22 protein-coding genes and 1 tRNA gene are annotated in these 19,632 nt (G+C 51.5%); 16 read left to right on the top strand and 7 right to left on the bottom strand.

Features of this window, described 5'->3' with window-relative positions:
* Window positions 1-50 precede the first annotated feature (50 nt).
* The 9 genes from pepP to BLR00_RS01995 all read left to right on the top strand — a co-directional run bounded on the left by pepP (window position 51) and on the right by BLR00_RS01995 (window position 9,171).
* Complete coding sequence (pepP, locus tag BLR00_RS02035) at window positions 51-1,373, top strand: Xaa-Pro aminopeptidase (protein ID WP_074630577.1); 1,323 nt, start codon at window positions 51-53, stop codon at window positions 1,371-1,373.
* A 22-nt stretch (window positions 1,374-1,395) separates the two neighbouring features.
* On the top strand, window positions 1,396-1,728 hold the full coding sequence (locus BLR00_RS02030; protein ID WP_256324024.1) for a hypothetical protein: 333 nt from the start codon (window positions 1,396-1,398) through the stop codon (window positions 1,726-1,728).
* 18 nt (window positions 1,729-1,746) lie between these two features.
* The gene (locus BLR00_RS02025; RefSeq protein ID WP_074630576.1) at window positions 1,747-2,976 is read left to right on the top strand and encodes an FAD-dependent monooxygenase; all 1,230 of its coding nucleotides are present in this window, start codon (window positions 1,747-1,749) and stop codon (window positions 2,974-2,976) included.
* A gap of 705 nt (window positions 2,977-3,681) precedes the next feature.
* Complete coding sequence (dusB, locus tag BLR00_RS02020; RefSeq protein ID WP_074630575.1) at window positions 3,682-4,695, top strand: tRNA dihydrouridine synthase DusB; 1,014 nt, start codon at window positions 3,682-3,684, stop codon at window positions 4,693-4,695.
* Window positions 4,692-4,934, top strand: a complete 243-nt coding sequence (locus BLR00_RS02015; RefSeq protein WP_041513144.1) for a helix-turn-helix domain-containing protein — start codon at window positions 4,692-4,694, stop codon at window positions 4,932-4,934. Before dusB ends, BLR00_RS02015 begins: the two co-directional genes overlap by 4 nt.
* A 116-nt stretch (window positions 4,935-5,050) precedes the next feature.
* On the top strand, window positions 5,051-6,619 hold the full coding sequence (gene purH / locus BLR00_RS02010) for a bifunctional phosphoribosylaminoimidazolecarboxamide formyltransferase/IMP cyclohydrolase (RefSeq protein WP_074630574.1): 1,569 nt from the start codon (window positions 5,051-5,053) through the stop codon (window positions 6,617-6,619).
* A 69-nt stretch (window positions 6,620-6,688) separates the two neighbouring features.
* The gene (gene purD / locus BLR00_RS02005; RefSeq protein WP_074630573.1) at window positions 6,689-7,999 is read left to right on the top strand and encodes a phosphoribosylamine--glycine ligase; all 1,311 of its coding nucleotides are present in this window, start codon (window positions 6,689-6,691) and stop codon (window positions 7,997-7,999) included.
* Between the two features lie 59 nt (window positions 8,000-8,058).
* Entirely contained in the window at window positions 8,059-8,958 is a 900-nt protein-coding gene (gene hemF, locus BLR00_RS02000) for an oxygen-dependent coproporphyrinogen oxidase (RefSeq protein WP_074630572.1), read from the top strand.
* A 137-nt stretch (window positions 8,959-9,095) separates the two neighbouring features.
* Window positions 9,096-9,171, top strand: a tRNA-Ala gene (locus BLR00_RS01995).
* A 109-nt stretch (window positions 9,172-9,280) separates the two neighbouring features.
* On the opposite strand, the gene BLR00_RS01990 is transcribed toward BLR00_RS01995, so the two are convergent.
* The 3 genes from BLR00_RS01990 to BLR00_RS01975 form a co-directional block, all read right to left on the bottom strand.
* Window positions 9,281-9,862, bottom strand: a complete 582-nt coding sequence (locus BLR00_RS01990; protein WP_074630571.1) for a PEP-CTERM sorting domain-containing protein — start codon at window positions 9,860-9,862, stop codon at window positions 9,281-9,283.
* A 479-nt stretch (window positions 9,863-10,341) separates the two neighbouring features.
* Window positions 10,342-11,493: a Fic family protein gene (locus BLR00_RS01980; protein ID WP_074630569.1), complete on the bottom strand. Its 1,152-nt coding sequence runs from the start codon at window positions 11,491-11,493 to the stop codon at window positions 10,342-10,344.
* Window positions 11,494-11,729: 236 nt separating this feature from the next.
* Window positions 11,730-11,948, bottom strand: a complete 219-nt coding sequence (locus tag BLR00_RS01975; protein ID WP_074630568.1) for a hypothetical protein — start codon at window positions 11,946-11,948, stop codon at window positions 11,730-11,732.
* Between the two features lie 96 nt (window positions 11,949-12,044).
* On the opposite strand from BLR00_RS01975, the gene BLR00_RS01970 reads away from it, so the two are divergent.
* The gene (locus BLR00_RS01970) at window positions 12,045-12,248 is read left to right on the top strand and encodes a MerR family transcriptional regulator (RefSeq protein ID WP_218124303.1); all 204 of its coding nucleotides are present in this window, start codon (window positions 12,045-12,047) and stop codon (window positions 12,246-12,248) included.
* A gap of 149 nt (window positions 12,249-12,397) precedes the next feature.
* Here BLR00_RS01970 and BLR00_RS01965 read toward each other — a convergent pair whose 3' ends face one another.
* The gene (locus BLR00_RS01965) at window positions 12,398-12,628 is read right to left on the bottom strand and encodes a hypothetical protein (protein WP_074630566.1); all 231 of its coding nucleotides are present in this window, start codon (window positions 12,626-12,628) and stop codon (window positions 12,398-12,400) included.
* Window positions 12,629-13,247: 619 nt separating this feature from the next.
* Between BLR00_RS01965 and BLR00_RS01960 the strand changes: the two genes are divergently transcribed.
* Entirely contained in the window at window positions 13,248-13,697 is a 450-nt protein-coding gene (locus tag BLR00_RS01960) for a thermonuclease family protein (RefSeq protein WP_074630565.1), read from the top strand.
* 333 nt (window positions 13,698-14,030) lie between these two features.
* Here the strand turns inward: BLR00_RS01960 and BLR00_RS16880 are convergent, their stop codons facing one another.
* Complete coding sequence (locus BLR00_RS16880) at window positions 14,031-14,165, bottom strand: hypothetical protein (protein WP_256324023.1); 135 nt, start codon at window positions 14,163-14,165, stop codon at window positions 14,031-14,033.
* 579 nt (window positions 14,166-14,744) lie between these two features.
* Here BLR00_RS16880 and BLR00_RS01955 point away from each other — a divergent pair.
* The gene (locus BLR00_RS01955; protein WP_074630564.1) at window positions 14,745-15,020 is read left to right on the top strand and encodes a type II toxin-antitoxin system Phd/YefM family antitoxin; all 276 of its coding nucleotides are present in this window, start codon (window positions 14,745-14,747) and stop codon (window positions 15,018-15,020) included.
* Entirely contained in the window at window positions 15,020-15,346 is a 327-nt protein-coding gene (locus tag BLR00_RS01950; protein WP_074630563.1) for a type II toxin-antitoxin system RelE/ParE family toxin, read from the top strand. The genes BLR00_RS01955 and BLR00_RS01950 overlap by 1 nt, the downstream gene beginning before the upstream one ends.
* 479 nt (window positions 15,347-15,825) lie before the next feature.
* On the opposite strand, the gene hflX is transcribed toward BLR00_RS01950, so the two are convergent.
* Complete coding sequence (gene hflX, locus BLR00_RS01945) at window positions 15,826-17,166, bottom strand: GTPase HflX (RefSeq protein ID WP_074630562.1); 1,341 nt, start codon at window positions 17,164-17,166, stop codon at window positions 15,826-15,828.
* Window positions 17,167-17,538: 372 nt separating this feature from the next.
* On the opposite strand from hflX, the gene BLR00_RS01940 reads away from it, so the two are divergent.
* The gene (locus BLR00_RS01940; protein ID WP_074630561.1) at window positions 17,539-17,772 is read left to right on the top strand and encodes a hypothetical protein; all 234 of its coding nucleotides are present in this window, start codon (window positions 17,539-17,541) and stop codon (window positions 17,770-17,772) included.
* Between the two features lie 60 nt (window positions 17,773-17,832).
* On the opposite strand, the gene BLR00_RS01935 is transcribed toward BLR00_RS01940, so the two are convergent.
* Window positions 17,833-18,540, bottom strand: coding sequence for a GNAT family N-acetyltransferase (locus tag BLR00_RS01935; protein WP_256324022.1), 708 nt, complete (start codon window positions 18,538-18,540; stop codon window positions 17,833-17,835).
* Between BLR00_RS01935 and BLR00_RS16875 the strand changes: the two genes are divergently transcribed.
* Together BLR00_RS16875 and BLR00_RS01930 are read left to right on the top strand one after the other, a co-directional pair.
* Window positions 18,455-18,631, top strand: coding sequence for a hypothetical protein (locus BLR00_RS16875; RefSeq protein ID WP_256324210.1), 177 nt, complete (start codon window positions 18,455-18,457; stop codon window positions 18,629-18,631). The genes BLR00_RS01935 and BLR00_RS16875 overlap by 86 nt on opposite strands.
* On the top strand, window positions 18,621-19,118 hold the full coding sequence (locus BLR00_RS01930) for a hypothetical protein (RefSeq protein ID WP_074630559.1): 498 nt from the start codon (window positions 18,621-18,623) through the stop codon (window positions 19,116-19,118). Before BLR00_RS16875 ends, BLR00_RS01930 begins: the two co-directional genes overlap by 11 nt.
* Window positions 19,119-19,632: the final 514 nt, after the last annotated feature.

Below are 19,632 nucleotides of genomic sequence, written 5' to 3'. Positions count from 1 at the left end.
CTTCATACTTGCTTTGCGTTATCCTGCAAATACTGTAAAAATGATTAGTAATGATCCCAATTAAATCATTTCGTGAGCGCCGCCGGCATTTGGCATCCCGGATGCAAAAAGGTGTTGCCATCATTCCCACCGCACCGGAACAGGTGCGGAATCGCGATGCGTATTATCCCTATCGCTTCGACAGCTATTTCTATTACCTGACAGGTTTCCGCGAACCGGAGGCGGTACTGGTGATTGTGGCGGAGGCCAATGGGGAGATGTCCAGACAGATACTGTTCTGCCGCGACAAGGATCTGGAGCGGGAAATCTGGGATGGTTTCCGTTATGGCCCCGAGGCTGCGCGAAATACATTCGATTTCGATGAGGCCTACCCTATATGCAGGCTGGACGACATGCTGCCGGGATTACTGGCAAACCAGCCCACTGTGCATTACTCGTTGGGACACGATACAGCATGGGACACACGTGTAACCGGCTGGATCAATCAAGTACGGCAACAGACGCGGAGCGGAATCACCGCGCCCGCCGGAATTCATGATGTCCGTCCTCTGCTGGATGAGATGCGTCTATTCAAAAGCACGGAAGAACTTCAGGTCATGCGCCGCGCGGCCGAGATTTCCAGTGGCGCCCATCGCCGTGCAATGCGGGAAACCCGGCCCGGTATGAGCGAATATGAAGTGGAGGCCGGACTGCTGCATGAGTTCCGCCGTCATGGGGCGCAAGCACCCGCCTATACGTCTATCGTCGCAGGCGGCGCCAACGCCTGTGTATTGCACTATATCGAGAACAACGCTCCCCTGAATGCGGGTGATTTGTTACTGATTGACGCGGGCTGCGAGTTGGATGGCTATGCGTCCGACATCACGCGCACCTTCCCCGTGGATGGAAGATTCAGCCCGGCACAAAAGGATCTGTATCAACTGGTGCTGTCGGCGCAGGCGGCGGCGATAAGCGCGGTGCAGCCAGGCAGCCCCTGGGACGCGCCGCATGAAGCGGCGCTGCGGGTGCTGGTTCAGGGTTTTATTGATTTTGGTCTATGCCATGGTAGTGTGGATACGGTCATACAGTCGGAAGACTATAAGCGTTTTTACATGCACCGCACCGGTCACTGGCTGGGGCTCGATGTGCACGACGCGGGTGAATACAAGCACAATGGAGAATGGCGTCCACTACAACCGGGAATGACCCTGACAGTGGAACCGGGTTGCTACGTCCACCCCGCGGATAACGTGCCCCGGCATTTCTGGAATATTGGTGTGCGTATCGAAGACGATGTGGTGGTAACAGAAACCGGATGCGAAGTATTGACGTTGGCTGCCCCTAAGACGGTGGTGGAGATTGAAGAATTGATGCAAGAACGGAAAGATCAGTAGTCCAACTGCCGGATTCAGGATAATGGACGAAGACAGGAAAATAGTCATAAGACGCATCATCCGGAATGAGAAAACGGGCATGCCGGAAGAGGAGATTGTGCATGTTTCCCCCGGCAGCCGGTGGGCAGCTTACCTGCTCCTTATTCCCGTGTTGATTGTCATGGTCGTTTTGGGCGTTTTCTTCTTTACCGCTTTTCTTGCCTTATTCGCTGTTGCCGCCGCTGGTATTTCATTTCGACTGTGGTGGCTACGCCGGAAATTACGTAAAGCCAGGGAAGCGGAAGAGGGAGAATATGTCGTGATCGAGGACGCTGAAATCGTCGAAGAACGAACGGACAAGCCACCCACTAAATAAGACACACATGTACGAGATATGACCCAAGAAAAGACTACCCTGAAGCACGAATACGATCTGATTATCATCGGGGGCGGTCCGGTAGGCATGGCACTGGCACTGGCATTGCGCGGTGGTGGCGTATCCGTGCTGCTGCTGGAAGCACGTGGATTACCCGAGAAAACGGAAGACTCTCGTCCTCTGGCGCTGTCTCACGGCAGCCGGCTCATCCTGGAACGGCTGGGCGTATGGAAGCCGTTACCGGATGTCACGCCTATTACGACCATTCATATCTCCAATCGCGGGGGGTTTGGCCGAACCGTCATGACCGCTGACGATATCGGTGTGCCGGCATTGGGTTATGTAATAAATCACCATGATGTATTCCGGTCCATGCATAAGGCACTGAAAAAGTGCGATGTTGACTACCTGACCGGGGCGCAGGTAACGCGGCTGGAGGCCAGCCTCGAATCCGGGCAAATTGAATTTCAGCATGACGGAGTGATGAAAAAAGCCACCGCCCGGCTGCTGGTGCTGGCGGATGGCGGCCGCCTGACCGCGCAAATCGAAGGCGTGACCCAGCATGTGCATGACTACCAGCAATGGGCGGTCGTTGCACGTATCAAAAGTGAGTGTTCTCCGAAAATAACCGGCCGTGGCGGAAGTGAATTCACGCGTTCTCCCGCTCAGGCAGGTGTGGCCTATGAACGCTTCACCCCGGACGGCCCGGTGGCGCTACTGCCTTCGGGCGACTCCTTTGCCCTGGTGTGGACTGTTTCTCCCTCAGCGGCCCAGGAGATTCTCGCTCTGGATGACGCGGCATTTCTTGTCCGGCTACATGACCATTTCGGCGATCGTCTCGGCAAGCTCGTCGAGGCCGGTAAACGTTCCGGTTTTCCTCTTACGCTCAAATACGCCACCCCGGTCACGGCTTGCCGTGCGGCATTGATTGGCAATGCGGCGCAAACGCTACATCCGGTTGCGGGACAAGGTTTTAATCTGGGTTTGCGTGATGCCTGGGAACTGGCTGACGAAGTTATCGCAGCTCCCGCTGAGACAGGGGTTCCCGCAATGCTTGCAAGATATCGTCATAGGCGCCGGATGGACAGTAGCACCGGGCGAGTATTCACTGATTCCCTGGTGAAACTTTTTTCCAATGATGATTTTGTATTGGGAAGCATGCGCGGCATGGGTCTAAGCGCGCTGGATTGCCTTCCGCAAGCCAAGCGTTTTGTCGCCCGTCGCATGATGTTTGGCGCAAGAGGTTGAATCCGCTCCTTAGGGCCTGTTAACACTTATTTCGCACCCGCGACGGCGACGGATTTCATCCAGCACGAGGCATGAGCCGTGCGGCGGAGCAGGCCTCCGTAAGCGGCGAGTAACGAAGGGCTGGATGAAATCCATCCCGTCCCTTCGGGTTGCTACACAAAAAACGCGGATGCCGCGTTACGAAGCTTGGCCATAGGTTACTATGGCCTGCGCTTCGCGCCTTGCCTCCGCGTTTTTTGTGTAGCAACGCAGGTGCGAAATAAGTGTTAACAGGCCCTAATTATTATTTGAGCGATCGAAGCATTTAGCCCGGATATTTCATAAATTGACGCGCGTCCTTGCTGGTCTTTTGTTTCGTATGGAAATTTTGTTCAGTCGGCGTATGAATAACTACGCCACTCTTTCGCAAAATCTCCCTACAAAACAAAATCCTGCGCAATCATCACGCGAATTTATGAAATATCCGGGTTAGATACAAATCAAAGGTGGTTTGCTGAATCCTCCCCAAAGCGATATGGGCTACAGCAAATATGAGTTGATGTCACCTGTAAAATCTTACATCTATCCGATGTCATCGCGTAACGATACGCTATCGTGCAATGATCGATAGCTGCCAGCGCTACGCGAATTTCAATAGCCTGTTAAAATCGGAACTGTTCTTGTCCTTCATTTTTCCGGGCTGGCCCTAATACTCAAGACAGAAGCATGCAGATCGGTCCTCATATTCTTAAAAATAATCTTATCGTCGCACCCATGGCGGGGGTCACCGATCGTCCCTTCCGTCAGTTGTGCAAGAGCATGGGTGCGGGCATGGCTGTGTCGGAAATGGTATCGAGTAACTCGTTGTTGTGGGGTTCCGAAAAGACCCGGAGACGCGCTAATCATGAAGGAGAAGTAGACCCCATTTCGGTGCAGATTGCAGGCGCCGACCCGGCCATGATGGCTGAAGCCGCACGTTATAACGTGGCCCAAGGGGCACAGATTATCGACATCAATATGGGTTGTCCGGCCAAAAAAATCTGCAACGTAATGGCGGGCTCCGCATTGCTGCAGGATCAGCCGCTGGTGGGAAGGATACTTGATGCGGTGGTAGGCGCGGTAAATGTTCCTGTTACGCTGAAGATTCGTACTGGCTGGGACACACAGCACAGAAACGCACTTGCGGTGGCGAACATTGCCGAGAGCGCGGGAGTCCAGGCATTGGCCATTCATGGGCGTACGCGCGCTTGCGCTTATGCGGGGCATGCCGAGTATGACACCATCGCTGCGGTAAAGGCTGCAGTGAAAATTCCAGTCATCGCCAACGGCGATATCACCACGCCTGAACAGGCAAAGCGGGTACTCGAATATACCGGGGCTGATGCCGTCATGATCGGCCGCGCTGCCCAGGGACGGCCATGGATATTTCGTGAGATCAGCCACTATCTTGCCACCGGTAAGCATCTACAGCTACCGGAAGTTAGCGAGATTCATCGTGTGCTCATCGAGCATTTGCATGACCTATATGATTTTTACGGTGAGTATTCCGGTGTGCGCATCGCCCGCAAGCACATTTCCTGGTACACCAAAGGTTTAGTTGGCTCTGCTGTATTTCGTCATGCAATGAATCAATTGCAAACGACGGATCAGCAGGTGCTGGCGGTTAACCAATTTTTTAGTGAGCTTGCCGGCCACGGCCGGCGCTTGACTTACGTTGAGCCAGAGGAGTTGGTCGCATGAGCATTATTAATGAAAACGAAATCGCCCGTTGCGTACGTGAAGCCGTGAACGGTTATTTCAACGATCTGGACGGTGAAAAGCCCCATGCCATCTACGAAATGGTAATACATAGCGTCGAGAAGCCGCTGATCGAGCTGGTGATGAACCACGCCAAGGGAAATCAGACGCGTGCCGCCGAGTTACTCGGCATCAACCGCAATACGCTGCGCAACAAAATGAAGCAGTATCAGATTAAATAGATCAGATAACCCTATTAGCCCCAGCAGTCCCCGGCAACCCAGGCAGCGCGCTAGAATAGCGCGCGAGTGGATACTGGGGGCAGCTCGAGTTATACATTCGGCTATAATTCCAATAAATGACTATTAAACAAGCCCTCATTAGTGTTTCCGACAAAACTGGAATCGTCGAGCTTGCGCGTGAGTTGCGCCAGCTTGGAATAACGATCCTTTCCACGGGCGGTACCGCCAAGTTGCTCAAGGATGCGGGCCTGACTGTTACCGAAGTAAGCGATTACACCGGTTTTCCCGAGATGCTCGACGGACGGGTAAAAACCCTGCACCCGAAAATCCATGCCGGCATCCTGGCGCGAAAGGATGCGCCTGAGCACATAGCAGCGATGGAGAAGGCAGGGATTCCTGGCATTGAGCTAGTGGTGGTGAATCTTTACCCCTTCAGCCAGACCGTGGCCCGTTCCGATTGCAGCCTGGAAGAGGCCATCGAAAATATCGATATCGGCGGCCCCACCATGGTGCGAGCCGCGGCAAAGAATTATAAAAGCGTGACGATCGTTACCGATCCGGAGGATTATGCGCCGCTGTTGGAGGAGATGAAGTCCGCCAGTGGCGCGGTCAGACAGGAACTCCGTTTCCAGCTCGCCTGCAAGGCTTTTTCGCACACCGCCGCATACGATAGCGCCATCAGCAATTATCTTACTTCGATCGACTCGAAGGATGAGTACGGACAGCGCCAGGCATTTCCCGAGCGGCTTAATCTTAATTTCAGTATCGGCCAGCATTTGCGTTACGGTGAAAATCCCCATCAGCAAGCGGCCTTCTATCGCGACCTTGCGCCCGCCTCGGGTAGTCTTGCCAGCTACGCCCAATTGCAGGGCAAGGAATTGTCGTACAACAACATTGCCGATGCCGATGCCGCGTGGGAATGCGTCAAGACCTTTGATTTGCCTGCCTGTGTCATCATCAAGCATGCCAACCCCTGCGGCGTGGCCGTAGCCGATACACCGCTTGCGGCTTATCAGCTGGCCCTCGCCACTGATCCAACTTCCGCTTTTGGCGGCATCATCGCTTTCAATCGCGCGCTTGACGGCGCCGCAGCCGAAGCGGTGATCAAGCAGTTTGTCGAGGTGATTATCGCGCCGGAATTAAGCGACGACGCAAAACAGATTCTCGCCCGCAAAACCAATGTGCGCGTGCTGACCTTGCCGCTCCAGGCAGGAGGCAATACTTTTGATTTCAAGCGCGTGGGCGGCGGATTGCTGGTACAAACGCCGGATAACCTCAATGTCGCTGCGGCTCAACTGAAAGTCGTCACCCAAGTACAACCGACGCCGCAACAATTGCAGGATTTGCTGTTTGCATGGCGTGTGGCGAAATTCGTCAAATCCAACGCTATCGTGTATTGCGCGCATGGCCAGACGCTGGGCGTCGGCGCGGGACAAATGAGCCGAGTCGATAGCGCCCGCATCGCTTCCATCAAAGCGCAGAATGCGGGACTCGCTCTCGCCGGTTCGGTAGTCGCCTCGGATGCCTTTTTCCCGTTTCGCGATGGGCTGGATGTCGTCGTACAGGCGGGCGCGAAGGCGGTCATTCAGCCCGGAGGCAGCGTGCGTGATGAAGAAGTCACTGCCGCCGCGGATGAGCAGGGCGTGGCAATGGTGTTGACCGGTGTGCGGCATTTCAGACATTAGGAATCCGGAACCCAGAACCCAGAACCGTGGCGCGAACACTTGCAAATTTGAATGTAGAGACACCCTGATATGAAACTACTAGTAATCGGCGGCGGTGGCAGGGAGCATGCGATAGCATGGAGACTTCTCCAGGCGGCGCGTGCCACCCGCCCCATAAAGGTGTTTATTGCCCCTGGCAACGCCGGCACATCGTTGGAAGGTGACTTTGAGAATCTTCCCATCACCGGGATTCCTGAACTGGTGGAATTTGCCAAAAAGGAATCCATTGCATTCACAGTAGTCGGGCCGGAAGCCCCCCTGGCGGCGGGCATAGTGGATGCTTTCCGCGCGGCGGGCCAGAAAATTTTTGGCCCTACCAGGCAGGCTGCGCAACTGGAAACGTCCAAAGGTTTTGCCAAGACTTTCATGCAGCGCCATGGGATTCCCACCGCTGCTTATGCCAGCTTCAGTTCCGCTGCCGAAGCCCATCATTATCTGGATCAGACAGGCGCCCCCATCGTCATCAAGGCCGATGGTCTGGCTGCGGGCAAAGGGGTGGTGGTTGCCATGACGCTGGCGGAGGCCCACGCCGCCGTGGACGCGATGCTGGTTGAAAATCGCGTGGGGGACGCGGGTGCGCGCATCGTGATCGAGGAATTTCTGGAAGGGGAGGAGGCCAGTTTCATCGTCATGGCGGATGGCCGCCATGTGCTGCCCCTTGCCACCAGTCAGGATCACAAGCGCCTGAAAGAAGGTGATCAGGGCCCAAATACGGGGGGTATGGGCGCATATTCTCCCGCACCGGTAATCACGCCCAAGCTGCATGCCAAGATAATGCGCGAAGTGATTCAGGCGACGATCAACGGCATGGAGCAGGAAGGCGAGAAATACACCGGGTTTCTTTATGCCGGGCTGATGATAGCGCCGGATGGCGGCGTCAAGGTACTGGAGTTCAATTGCCGCATGGGCGACCCGGAAGCGGAGGTCATCATGCTGCGGCTGAAAAGTGATCTGGTCACGCTGATGGAGCACGCCATAAACGGAACCCTCGACAAGATAGAAGCGGAATGGGATCGCCGCACCGCCCTGGGGGTGGTCATGGCGGCCCAGGGTTATCCGGACACGCCGCGTAAAGGAGACGTGATTCATGGTTTGCCGGAACTCCTGTCTGTGGCGTCATCGGAAAAAGATTTTTGCGTGTTCCATGCAGGCACGGCCCTGGGTGGAGAAAACGGCAAGGAAATCGTGACCGCGGGCGGGCGTGTATTATGTGTTACCGCATTGGGGGATAGCGTGAAGATGGCGCAGCGTCGCGCCTATGATATTGCTGAGCAAATCCACTTCGACGGCTGTCAGACGCGCCACGACATCGGGTATCGGGCTATCAACCAACGTAAATAGCAGCTTGGACAAATCTGTAGTGCGTAGCGTGTAGTGCGGGACAGGTATCGGGAGTTTGCATGGACACAACACAGCAAGTTAAAGAATTCTTCACCGGACTTCAGGAACGCATCGTCGCGCGCCTGGAAGAGGTGGATGGCAAACGTTTCCGCCGCGATCAATGGGAACGCCCCGAGGGGGGCGGCGGGTTAAGTTGCGTGATGGAAGAAGGCAATGTGCTTGAGCGCGGTGGAGTGAATTACTCGCACGTATTCGGTGGTGGGCTGCCCGCTTCGGCCACCGCCGCCCGGCCGGAATTATCGGGACGCTCGTTCGAGGCAATGGGCGTGTCGCTGGTGCTGCATCCGCGCAATCCTTATGCACCCACGGTGCATCTGAATGTCCGTTATCTGGAGGCGCATAAGGAGGGGGCCGAACCAGTCTGGTGGTTCGGCGGCGGAATGGATCTGACGCCTTACTATGGGTTTGAAGAAGACGCCATACACTTTCACCAGACTTGTAAAGATGCACTGCAACCGTTTGGTGACGGCCATCATCCACGTTTCAAAAAATGGTGCGACGAGTATTTTTATCTGAAGCACCGCAAGGAGCCGCGCGGCATAGGTGGTATTTTTTTTGATGATCTGGGTAAACCGGATTTCGATGCCTGTTTCAATCTGACCAAAAGTGTCGGCGATCATTTCCTGCCTGCCTATGTGCCGCTACTGGAGCGGCGCCTCAATGTGTCTTATGGTGAGCCCGAACGCGACTTCCAGGCCTACCGCCGGGGCCGCTACGTGGAATTCAATCTGGTGTGGGATCGTGGCACTCTATTCGGCTTGCAATCGGGTGGACGTACCGAATCCATCCTGATGTCATTGCCGCCCATCGTGAAATGGCGGTATGACTGGAAACCCGAGGCTGGCAGCGCTGAAGATAAGCTCTATACGGATTTTCTGATCGGCAAGGATTGGGTGTGAAGGGGGTTGACCCCGTTAATTCCCTTGTAAGTGTAATTACCTGCCAAAATACCTGTCAGGATTGCAAAATCGTTGCTACTGCTTAGTAACCTCAATATTATGCCATCGCTTTTTGTTATAAAATACGTGTAACAATCGGGGACGTAGCTCAGCTGGGAGAGCGTCGCGTTCGCAATGCGAAGGTCGGGAGTTCGATCCTCCTCGTCTCCACCAATTAGATGTTCCAACAAGTCTCAGGAAGTCCCAAAAGCCCGCTAAATGCGGGCTTTTTCATTGGTTTTTCCTCCTACCACTTCCCATCAAGTTCTATTGAATCCAACGCCTAAAGGGGGCTTCTGGCGTTACGCAGCCTCCATCCCAGCAAACCCAAACCGGCTAAAAACATGGCGTAGGTTTCGGGTTCTGGAATGGGGATAACATTGACGTTAGAGACTGAAAAGCTTAGGTCATCGAAAACACTGGAATTCCCAGATGGATCATATATGGCTTCGAAGCTCGCCAACGCTGTATTTGGAAGCCAATTGCGTTGAATCCTTGCATGAAACTGACCGTCAGCATTAAAGTCTCGCGATCCATTAAAGAAGTCATACCCCGTGTCATTTACATGCACACGAAACCATAACTCCGACCCGCTGTGGACCTCTCCAATGTTTTTCGTATCCCCAACAGATGCAGAGTCGTTGCTAAAAATGAGCAGAGCACCCGTTGATGGATCCATCAGATATAAATCAATACTGTGCGCTGCTGAGCCTCCTAGATAGGTAATTGTTACTGGGAGTCCAGCCCCGATCCCGAAGATTCGCGAACCTTCTGTTCCCGGTGCGGCAATCGGAAATGCATGAGCGGGAAAAGGAGCGAAGTACAATAACGCTGTAACGATTAATGTTTTAATTTCCTTTTTCACTTTTTCTCCATTGATCGTTAACAGCGGCAAGCTAGTCCATATTAGGCTCTCAGTTTTTGCTACGCAATAGTCTGGCAAGCTTATTGACTCAAGAATTTTGAGATCACTCGCAGAAATGGACAGCGCACGATTCACATGCTCAGGAGTCGTATGGGATACAGCTCCCCAAGATGAATTAGTTAAGCCCCTGGAGCCAGTGGTTAATTATGATGAGGTATCCGATAGCACGGATATCATGTTAAAAACAAAGACTTGATTAGCCTACTAATTTAGCCTTTTCATGTTATCAGCTTTATTCCTCGCTACGGTCATCGGGATTTCCGATGGAGACACCCTCACCGTTCTGAACGCGGATAAGCAGCAAGTCAAAATCAGGCTGGCCGAAATAATCCCGCAAGTCAAAGACCGCTACAAACGCACCGCGGCCAGGATCAAGTGTGACGGGTTGGATGTAAGCTTTGCTATGTTTACGCGGACCACTAAACGAGCGGCTTTTCTATTGCATCAAGGATAGGCTTAGATACATAGAGTTTTCCCCAATGTCGCCCGGTAATTTCTTTTAATACCTTTTTATTCTCTAGCACAGATATAGCTGCTTTCGCTGTCGGGTGAGATTTTTTAAGCACTTTAGCGGCCCTCGTTATAGTCATAAAGGGGTTTACAAATAGTTGGTCCAATAATATGAGCGCATTCGGCTTGTCTCGCAGTATTGCTCGGTATTCTTCTCGGAGCTTATGCAGTTCTTTCGCCTGAAGACCCGCTGCTGTGGCAACTTCGGTAACTCCGTTTAGAAAAAAATGTAACCAAGGATTCCATTCCCCATGGGTTCGTACACGTTGCAGTAACTCGTAGTAATCCGCTTTATGAGAGTCGATATACGCAGATAGATAAAGTAAGGGCTGCGAAAGGCGCCTCCTCTCCAGTAAAAAGAATGTGATTAGAAGTCTTCCGACCCGCCCATTACCGTCCAGAAATGGATGAATAGTCTCGAATTGAACGTGCATAAGGGCGCACTGAATCAGATCGGGAATTGTGTCACGAATATGCAAAAAGTTTTCCCATGCGTGGAGCGCTTCGTTCATCTCTCTCACAGGTGGAGGAACAAATGTCGCCGTTGCGGGGGTGCATCCTTGTGGGCCTATCCAGTTTTGGCTGTGTCGGAAATGACCCGGGGTCGCCTTTTCCCCCCTTACTCCACGCATAAGTTCTTCATGGATCGCACTAACGAGTCTTAAAGATATCGGTAAACGTTCGAGCAATTTGATTCCTGATTCCATGGCGTGAATGTAATTGCGTACCTCCCGTACGTCATCACTAGGTGTGCGTTTAAGTGCATCCTCATCTAGTTCATCAATTAGAATATCGGAAAGACTCGCCTTCGTTCCTTCTATTCTTGAAGAAAGAACCGCTTCACGCTTCATATAAGGTGCAATCAACAGGTGGGGATTGGGCAATTGACCTCCGAGCCCTGAAAGCTCCGACAAAGCTGCGTCTGCTTTTGAAAGCGTCATCGCAAGTTCCATATCGAAGATAATTTCAGGGGGTAAAGGAGCGGGAACAAATGCGAGGAATCCTAGAGGAGAGTGAATAAGACTTCCGCTTTTTTGGTTAGTAAAATCCGTTGATATCATGGTATTACGTTAATGTTGAAAAGAAAACTTTCAAACAATTATAAGCTTTGAAAGAAAAATGGCAAATTCTTTCAAAGCTTACGAATATCTCTGTTGTTTTAATCGAAAATGTAGCCAGGTCCGTAGATGGCAAACGCCCGCACTTTCCGTCATACAGCAAAAAGCTCGGCTGGCGGGATTAACAGACCGGCCGATTCCGGGTTCGTCCTCTCCAATTGAAAGTTTTGCGCCAATCTCTACTCCACTTTAAACGCCTCGATAGCCGTCCAGAATCGATAGCGATATTTCCCCTGCCTGCCAGTCATGCGCTTGCATTTAAAGCGCACCAAACCCACTACTGGAACCTCGATTACTGTTTCCCTAAAATCCTCCTTCCCTTTATTAGCATCCGGCAAGGTCTGCAATGCCTGCGAAACGTATGGCCCATCTATTTTCCGCAGAATATTTTCTCCCACCCCCCATCCCCTATCTCAGCTCTCAATATTAATCTCGCAGACTACAAGGACGCGTCATGAGCTATTTAACTTTCAAGACATTCCCCAGTGCGAGCAATGAAAGGTTATGTCACCATCCGCAAGTTCTCGGAATTTAGCGGCTATACCGAGGACGCGATTCGCGCCAAGATAAAGCGCGGCGCCTGGATGGAAAACAGGGTATGGCGCAAAGCGCCTGATGGCCGGATATTAATATCGGTAGAAGGTTTCGAATCATGGGTAGAGACGGGACTGATGGGTGCTAGACGGCAAAAACCATAGCATAATACGCTGCCCCGATCTTTCTGAGGTTGTACTGGGGATATTAGGAATGAGCCCGGCGGATAGGTCGAAGGGTTCTGTCTTTAAGAAGAACGGAGCCAATCCTTACGCTGAGTTTGGGTAGCGCCCACGCGCATTTTGCGGGCTAATCAAGCGTTATTTTGTTCGTAAAATCGCTCATAAATCTGCTGATGCTCTTTTACGAGCTCGAGGCGCGCATCTTCATCGCTCTCTGGGTGGTCTACAAAAACTGACAATAGCATTATCAGCTCATCTATATCCTCTGCGCTGATCCCATTCCCCTCTCTGATTCTTGTTGCTGCATTACGATAATTTTTCAGAGCTTCCTCAGCACTGTGGTCACCATCGTTATTATTCACGCCACTTCCTCCTGTCTCGAATCAATCAGTGTATCAATTAAATTACCCAACATGGTATAGGCTATCTCTACTGTACCTTAGCCGTATTGATATAAAGCTCATCAGTAGATAGACTGGTTATCCCAATTCCGGAATTGGTAGCGTTGTGTAGATGGGGGCATAACTGGGGGCATATTTATTGTAAAAGTTTTTATGTCTTTTATTCATGCGATATCTGAGCTCTATTCGATTGTCCTCGTCCCACCAATCAAGGATAGCGAACCGCAGCTATCGACTTCCATGCACTTGTGATTCGATCAGGCTCTGCAAGCATTCAAGCTCGTATTTCGCATGGATGCGGCCCGCAACTTCCGCACCCATCACGCCACCTTTCAGCACAGCACCCCACACCCATTTCGTGGCATTGCAGGCTCGTTAATTTCTAACTCAATGCCAAGAACCCGGCCACCTAATAATCAAGGAGCTATGAATGGTGATGTCGCGTCGTGATCGCTGCTAAGTAGCACGACACATTTAGTGGGGATGAAATCGCCTGCGAAATAGGCTATGATAATGACAGCCGGGTCGATCAAATTATTGCGCTGAAAAAACGGCCCCATTATTTTTTCAATCTTGAAAAATGCTCATAGCTGCATTCCTCGCCACAGTCATCGGCATTTCTGATGGCGACACGCTCACCGTTCTGAACGAGGATAAGCAGCAGGTCAAGATCAGGCTGGCCGAAATAGACGCGCCAGAAAACGGGCAGCCATTCGGCGCCAAATCCAAACAATCGCTCTCTGATTTATGCTTTGGTAAACAGGCGAAAGTCACGCCACGCGCAAAAGATCAACTTGGCCGAACCGTGGCTCGTGTCAGTTGCGATGGTGTTGATGCAAACTTGGAGCAAGTCAGTCGCGGCATGGCGTGGGTCTATCGTAAGTACGCCAAGGATCATAATCTCTTTATTTTTGAGCACGAAGCAAAGCGCCAACAGCGCGGATTATGGGCCGACAAATCGCCTACTCCACCCTGGCAATGGAAAAAATCGGCGCGCTACGCTGGCGCTTGCTTGATTCATTATGTTTGACTTGAAAAAAGCTTGAGCAACTTTTATTCATGCGGTATCTGAGCCATATTCGACCTCCCCGTCCCATTTAGATGTTCCAGCAAATTCCAAGAAGTTCCAAAGCCCGTTACATGCGGCTTTTTCGTATCTCAACCTATTACTAGTACTCCCAATCCAGCGACAAGCACAAGAATATATGAACCCCAAAATACTAAAAAGGCATTCATCGCGCCACCTCCTTGGCAGGTCAGATACGTCATTATTCTTATTCTTTCTGCTTACTAATTCTGTACGAAAAGCCATATAGAAAACAGGTCTATGGGATATTGCCCGGGAGTGCTCCTACCGGGCTTTTTATTTTTTATCTTTGGCTTTTTCCCATTCGCGCGCACTCTTTTTTTGCCGAAGTTCAGTTCTCTGGCGCCCCAATTTCGTCCCAATTAAACCTCCCATCACAAAGGCGATCACCGCCCCTAAAATCCATTCCATAGATCCTCCTATATATTGAGTTGGGCTAGGTTTAAAGTGGATTTCTAGCTCGATATACAATTTATCTGATATTTCGTTGATTCGTGAGAGTGGTGAGGATGTTCGCAGCAGAATTGCGGGAATACTAAGTCAAGGGCTTCTCTCTCTGAATTAGCCTCGAATGCGTACTCTGCAATCTGACCATCAAAATGGACTACATCGCCAGCCAGAATCACCTCTGGTACTACTATGAAAAAGAATGTGTTCATCGTGATCTTCTAATTTAATTAGGCATTAACTCTAAAGGTTACGCCGAATAAATAAAAATAGTAGAAAAGAATGATGAGATGACCTGCACGAAGTTTTTTCACATCCCAAAAATAGAAAATTCAGAAATGAGCCCTGCAGATCGACCAAAGATTCCTGTCTTTAAGGGTGAAGACGAAAACCCATACGCTGAGTTTGGATAATTTACTTTCCTTAATATGCAACTCAACAGAATTAGTTATCCGATAGTCGAGCGATTGAGTGAGGCGAGGTATTGTTCAAAGATTAAAAAGAGACTATATTTGGTCTTTATATGATCTGAAAGGAGGCGTCATGCGCTACTCAACCCAAGTTAAACCGATTAGTTACCTGAAGGCCAATGCGGCAGAGGTATTGCTACAACTGGCCGAGCAACGTGAACCGCTGGTCATTACACAGAACGGCGAGGCGAAGGCAGTAATCCAGGATGTGGCTTCCTATGAGGAAACGCAGGAAACGCTGTCGCTGCTTAAGATTCTTGCGCTCGGCAATCAGGAGATTGAAGCAGGGAAAATCACGCTGGTTAGCGATGTGGTCGCTCGGCTGCGCGCCAAGCAAGCCGGACGCTGATGCGGTATGAGGTGCTGCTTACCGAAGGGGCAGAACGCGACCTCGAAGCGATTTGCGACTATGTCGCAGACTTCGATTCTCCTGCTAGCGCGGGTTATGTACTGGATAAATTGCTCGAAACCGTCGAAACGCTGATAACTTTTCCGGAACGCGGTAGCCACCCCAAGGAATTGCTGGTACTGGGTATCCGTGACTTTCGCCAGATCTTCTTCAAGCCTTACCGGGTGATCTATCGTATTGTTGAGCGACGTGTTTACATCTACCTGATCGCGGACGGGCGGAGGGACATGCAATCGCTGCTGGCTCGCCGGCTACTGGACGCCTGATGACTCACTCCTCTTTCTGTGATACTTGATGCTCCACCGCCATGCGGCCTCACACTTGATCTGCTCAGCGCAAGAACGAGTCAGATAGCGGGTGTCGGTTTCTTTTTTGGTTTCTTTGCTTCTTTGGTTTTCCTTTGCTGACCTTTTGCCATGATGCTCTCCTCGCATTGATGATGTTCGCATAGTAATAAATGCAACTACCCGATAATTAGCGGTTCCTGCTTGGATCGTTATTAATTTTTGCCGCCATTGACCGCAGTTTCCAAGTCCAAGCCGGGGCCATTTTATACTTATCTGGTGTTGCTGCCAGTCGAATATTGATCATCTGTGCCGTTTGAGAATGGGTCAGGTATGAATAACTACGCCACTCTTTCACAAAATCTCCCTACAAAACAGAATCCTGCGCAATCATCACGCGAATTTATGAAACATCCGGGCTAATACATAGAATCGGCGTGCCGGAATCAAAGACGCTGAATTTATAACACCTGGCTGAACTGCTCGCGCAGGTTCTTCACGGCATTGGGCTCGCCACGAACCCGAAAGAAGGCGCCCTCACTGTCTGAGTACTCCTCCAGCACCTGACAGCTTGCGTAGATTTCCCCACGCAGTTGCTGTGCCGACCAGGGAAGGAAAAGCTCGGCCTCCACCAGATCCCGCTGGAAAAACGCGACGATTGTCTGGCGGAGTTTCGCGACTTCGTCAGGGCGGTGTGCACTCATCACGACGCAATCCGGGTACTGTGTTCGCAAGGCCGCTTCGCGTTCAGCTTGCGCTGTTGCATCGCCGACGTGGTCGATCTTGTTGAAGACGCGGATACGCGGCACGACATTTGCACCGATCTCCTCAAGCACTCCATCGGTAACCTCAAGCTGGCGCTCAAACCCGGGGTCGCTTGCATCGATGACATGGAGCAGCAGGGATGCATCAAGCGCTTCTTCTAGCGTTGACTTGAACGAGGCGACGAGTCCGTGTGGCAAATTCTTTATGAAACCGACCGTGTCACTGACGAGCACACGCGGCACGCTCTCGGGGTGGAGGGCACGCACGGTGGTATCAAGCGTAGCGAAGAGTTTATTCGCGACCAGCACCTCGCTTCCCGTGAGCGCCCGCATCAAGGTGGACTTGCCGGCGTTTGTATAGCCGACGAGGGCCACGCCAGCGAACCCCTGGCGCTCTTGCCGCCGCGCACGCTGAGTCTTGCGCTCCACATCCATTGTGATGATTTCCTGTTGAAGTTCGGCGATGCGGTCACGGATCTTGCGTCGATCCAATTCAGTGTGCGACTCGCCGCCTCCCCGGCCACCGACGCCGCTGCGCTGCCGTCCTTGCGGCCCCGCAAGCTTCGCCGCCTCGCGCAGGCGCGGTGCCATGTACCCGAGGCGCGCGATCTCCACCTGGGCACGCGCAGCGCGAGAGCGGGCGTTGCGATGAAAAATTTCGAGGATGACCATAGTGCGGTCCATTACTTCGCAGCCGGCCTCCTTTTCAAGGTTGCGCGCCTGTGATGGCGAGATCTCGTGGTCGACCAGGATGGTATCGATATTCCAACTATGAGGGTTAGCGACTATTTCCTCAAACTCGGTAGGTTCATTGTTCATGAAGTTGCGTATTTCCTGCCGCTTGCCGACGCCAAGGTATGCTGTTGTATCGAAGTTTGAGCGCTTCTGCACGAATGTGCGAACAACCTCATACCCCAGTGTTTTTGCGAGTTCGCGTAGCTCGCTCAGCGACGCCTCGAACTCGCTATCGCTCACGCTCGGCAGTTGTACGGCCGCCACGACGGCATACCTGGATTTTTCTTCAACTTCTCTTTGCATTGGGAGATTGCATATCTTGAGTGGGCGAATCCAGATAGTACCTGCAAATGTAATAGCCGCCGGTGCCGAGTATGAAATTTACATGCTTGTTGCTGCTGATTGAGCATTCAAGTTGTTCGCAGTTCGGCAGCTGTAATTCGGTTTATATGTTTCTAGTAGTTTGACTTGGCGTTCCAGATTAGGGCTTATCAAGATCAATTAAAACGGGTTTCCCCATGCATGTATCTGGGTTCAATGGTCAAATCACCCAAGAGTGCAACTGGAATCAAATTTAACAAAATAAATTCAAGAGAAATCTCGCAATGCCGTAAATACCTAAAGGGACAATTGAGTAACCCGAAACACAATCGAAAACTACTAATGGAGAGTGAAATGGCAACGATTACCGTTATGTATTACGATAGCTATAGCCAAGCAGAAGAGGACATGATCAGGTCGGAGAGGCCTGCTACTCTTGAGACCATTATTAACCGAGTTAAGGGGACTCCAGTACCCGAGACAGAGTTCCGAGTTGATGATGCTTGGTTAGATCAAGATGGATTTCTTAAACAGGCTTACCTCTACCGGAGGGTCGGTGCGAGGATAGGGGCTACTCTTGATATATAGCTCAGCAATGGAAGGCATTCGCCGTCAAGAAAAAATGCGCCTAAGAAAGATGACCCGCTTTCAAAAGAGAATCGAAGGCAGGAAAGTGCCCGAAGGCTGGGTGTAGAGCCCGAAGCTCATCAATGTCATGGGCTGAACGACGCGAAGTCCGTGCTGCAAGCACCAGCGGAACAGTTCGCCATTGCGCGTGGGCAGGAGAAACCCCGGCCCCGCGAAGGCCTCCGCAGCCCCGATGAGGGCCTTGAGATCTTCATTGCTCTCCCCCACGGCATGCCCAAAGAACCCGATTAATGTGGCGTAGCCGGTGATGCGACCGGCGTGTTCAACGATGGTGGCAGTGCCTTGCTGGATTGCTTGACGTAGCTCTTGACCCCGATCGTGACCGTGGACGTTTTGACAGAGACGATTGCAAGCGTTCTCATCCTCGGCTTGCGCGGAACGGACGGTGTGGCCGGGAATATCGAGTCGCAGCGCTGGTCCCTGCAGGTTTGCCAGTGGCTCCCGTATGTCGAACCCCAGTTTGGCATAAAGGGCCAGGGAACGGTTATGATAGGCGGCTTGCACCAGGCGCACCCCGGCGAACCGTTTCCGCCGGGCACACGCCAATACGTCCTCCATCAGGCGTCGGCCGAGGGCGCTGTTTTGGATGTCCGGGGCGATCGTCAGTGGACCGATACCCGCGATGGCCGCATCTTCCCACAGGAAATTGCTGCCCACGATCCGCCCCTCACTCTCGGCCACCACCGAGTACACGTCAGGGCGTGACAATAGCGATGAAAAGAGGCTACACGCCACCTCGGACGAGGGAAAATCCGGAGGAAAATTATGTTGCCCGGAAATCGTCTTGAATGCTTCGTAGCAAATCAGCCCGCCCGCCTCCGCATCGGCCGGTAGTCGAATTAGATTATGCTGCTTTTCATCCCACCATCGCCTATGCCTTCAAAGGATTATCCGTTACAGACGATCCCTATACCATCGTCGGATGTGAACGTGGCGATGTGAAAAAAGCATTTCTGGTGCTGTTCAATTGTCGTGACAGGCAACATGCTATCAACACAATTAGGGGTGAGTTTCATATCACGAACGCTGAAGACTTACTTCAGAAAATCGAAGAGAAGCATTCCGTTATTAAAGAGTATTTCTATAATCCGGGGTTCGGAATGACTTTACAGAATACGGATTCATGGGTTGCTGAAGTGATTCTCAAGCGACTCACTGAGGTCGGCATAGTCTGCCTTCCCATCCATGACTCATTCATTGTTTTGAAGGTGCACGAAACTGAGTTGCGGGCTGCGATGGAAGATAGCTTCTATGAACGATTCAATATCAAACCAATAGTTAAATAATAATCTTATAGTCGGGGGAGGTCTTGGTACCGTCCCCTCCATTACTAAGTCGTTATCTTTTAATTGATATGATGAAGTCGCGACTACTACAGATAAGAACCTTAACCTATCTGCCATTGATTATATTTCCTTCTTTCGCATGGGCGGATTTCGGTTGTAATCGATATGGTGCATGCGACGATTCTGACCTTTCGCGTGCATTGTTTTTCGCGGTTATTCTTGCTGTATTTTGTGTAGTTGTGTTTATTCTCAAGATTTTTATTGGGATTTTTTCAAAGGATATTAGGCGAATGTCCGCAGGGCATCTCATAAATCAGATAGCCGCCTTCATCGGCGGAATAGGACATATGCTATTCATGATTGGCTTTTTTATGCTTATTTTCATTGGAATACCAGTAATTGTTATTATGAAATTATTCGATTTAAGTTAGCAAGAAAGCGTCATCTAATGATCTTGAGAAGCATTAAATTTCATACAGGCATACTTACACCCCTTAGCTACCTGATTTAAATC

The organism is Nitrosospira multiformis (assembly GCF_900103165.1).
In the GTDB taxonomy this organism is placed as follows: Bacteria; Pseudomonadota; Gammaproteobacteria; order Burkholderiales; family Nitrosomonadaceae; genus Nitrosospira; species Nitrosospira multiformis_D.
This window is presented reverse-complemented; position numbering and strand designations above follow the sequence as displayed.

What these genes read in the sequence shown, in the direction of transcription:
- pepP (WP_074630577.1), top strand. Translation starts at nt 51, where the DNA reads ATGATCCCAATTAAATCATTTCGTGAGCGCCGCCGGCATTTGGCATCC.
- BLR00_RS02030 (WP_256324024.1), top strand. Translation starts at nt 1,396, where the DNA reads ATGGACGAAGACAGGAAAATAGTCATAAGACGCATCATCCGGAATGAG.
- BLR00_RS02025 (WP_074630576.1), top strand. Translation starts at nt 1,747, where the DNA reads ATGACCCAAGAAAAGACTACCCTGAAGCACGAATACGATCTGATTATC.
- dusB (WP_074630575.1), top strand. Translation starts at nt 3,682, where the DNA reads ATGCAGATCGGTCCTCATATTCTTAAAAATAATCTTATCGTCGCACCC.
- BLR00_RS02015 (WP_041513144.1), top strand. Translation starts at nt 4,692, where the DNA reads ATGAGCATTATTAATGAAAACGAAATCGCCCGTTGCGTACGTGAAGCC.
- purH (WP_074630574.1), top strand. Translation starts at nt 5,051, where the DNA reads ATGACTATTAAACAAGCCCTCATTAGTGTTTCCGACAAAACTGGAATC.
- purD (WP_074630573.1), top strand. Translation starts at nt 6,689, where the DNA reads ATGAAACTACTAGTAATCGGCGGCGGTGGCAGGGAGCATGCGATAGCA.
- hemF (WP_074630572.1), top strand. Translation starts at nt 8,059, where the DNA reads ATGGACACAACACAGCAAGTTAAAGAATTCTTCACCGGACTTCAGGAA.
- BLR00_RS01980 (WP_074630569.1), bottom strand. Translation starts at nt 11,493, where the DNA reads ATGATATCAACGGATTTTACTAACCAAAAAAGCGGAAGTCTTATTCAC.
- BLR00_RS01970 (WP_218124303.1), top strand. Translation starts at nt 12,045, where the DNA reads ATGAAAGGTTATGTCACCATCCGCAAGTTCTCGGAATTTAGCGGCTAT.
- BLR00_RS01960 (WP_074630565.1), top strand. Translation starts at nt 13,248, where the DNA reads ATGCTCATAGCTGCATTCCTCGCCACAGTCATCGGCATTTCTGATGGC.
- BLR00_RS16880 (WP_256324023.1), bottom strand. Translation starts at nt 14,165, where the DNA reads ATGGAATGGATTTTAGGGGCGGTGATCGCCTTTGTGATGGGAGGTTTA.
- BLR00_RS01955 (WP_074630564.1), top strand. Translation starts at nt 14,745, where the DNA reads ATGCGCTACTCAACCCAAGTTAAACCGATTAGTTACCTGAAGGCCAAT.
- BLR00_RS01950 (WP_074630563.1), top strand. Translation starts at nt 15,020, where the DNA reads ATGCGGTATGAGGTGCTGCTTACCGAAGGGGCAGAACGCGACCTCGAA.
- hflX (WP_074630562.1), bottom strand. Translation starts at nt 17,166, where the DNA reads ATGCAAAGAGAAGTTGAAGAAAAATCCAGGTATGCCGTCGTGGCGGCC.
- BLR00_RS01940 (WP_074630561.1), top strand. Translation starts at nt 17,539, where the DNA reads ATGGCAACGATTACCGTTATGTATTACGATAGCTATAGCCAAGCAGAA.
- BLR00_RS16875 (WP_256324210.1), top strand. Translation starts at nt 18,455, where the DNA reads ATGGCCGCATCTTCCCACAGGAAATTGCTGCCCACGATCCGCCCCTCA.
- BLR00_RS01930 (WP_074630559.1), top strand. Translation starts at nt 18,621, where the DNA reads ATGCTTCGTAGCAAATCAGCCCGCCCGCCTCCGCATCGGCCGGTAGTC.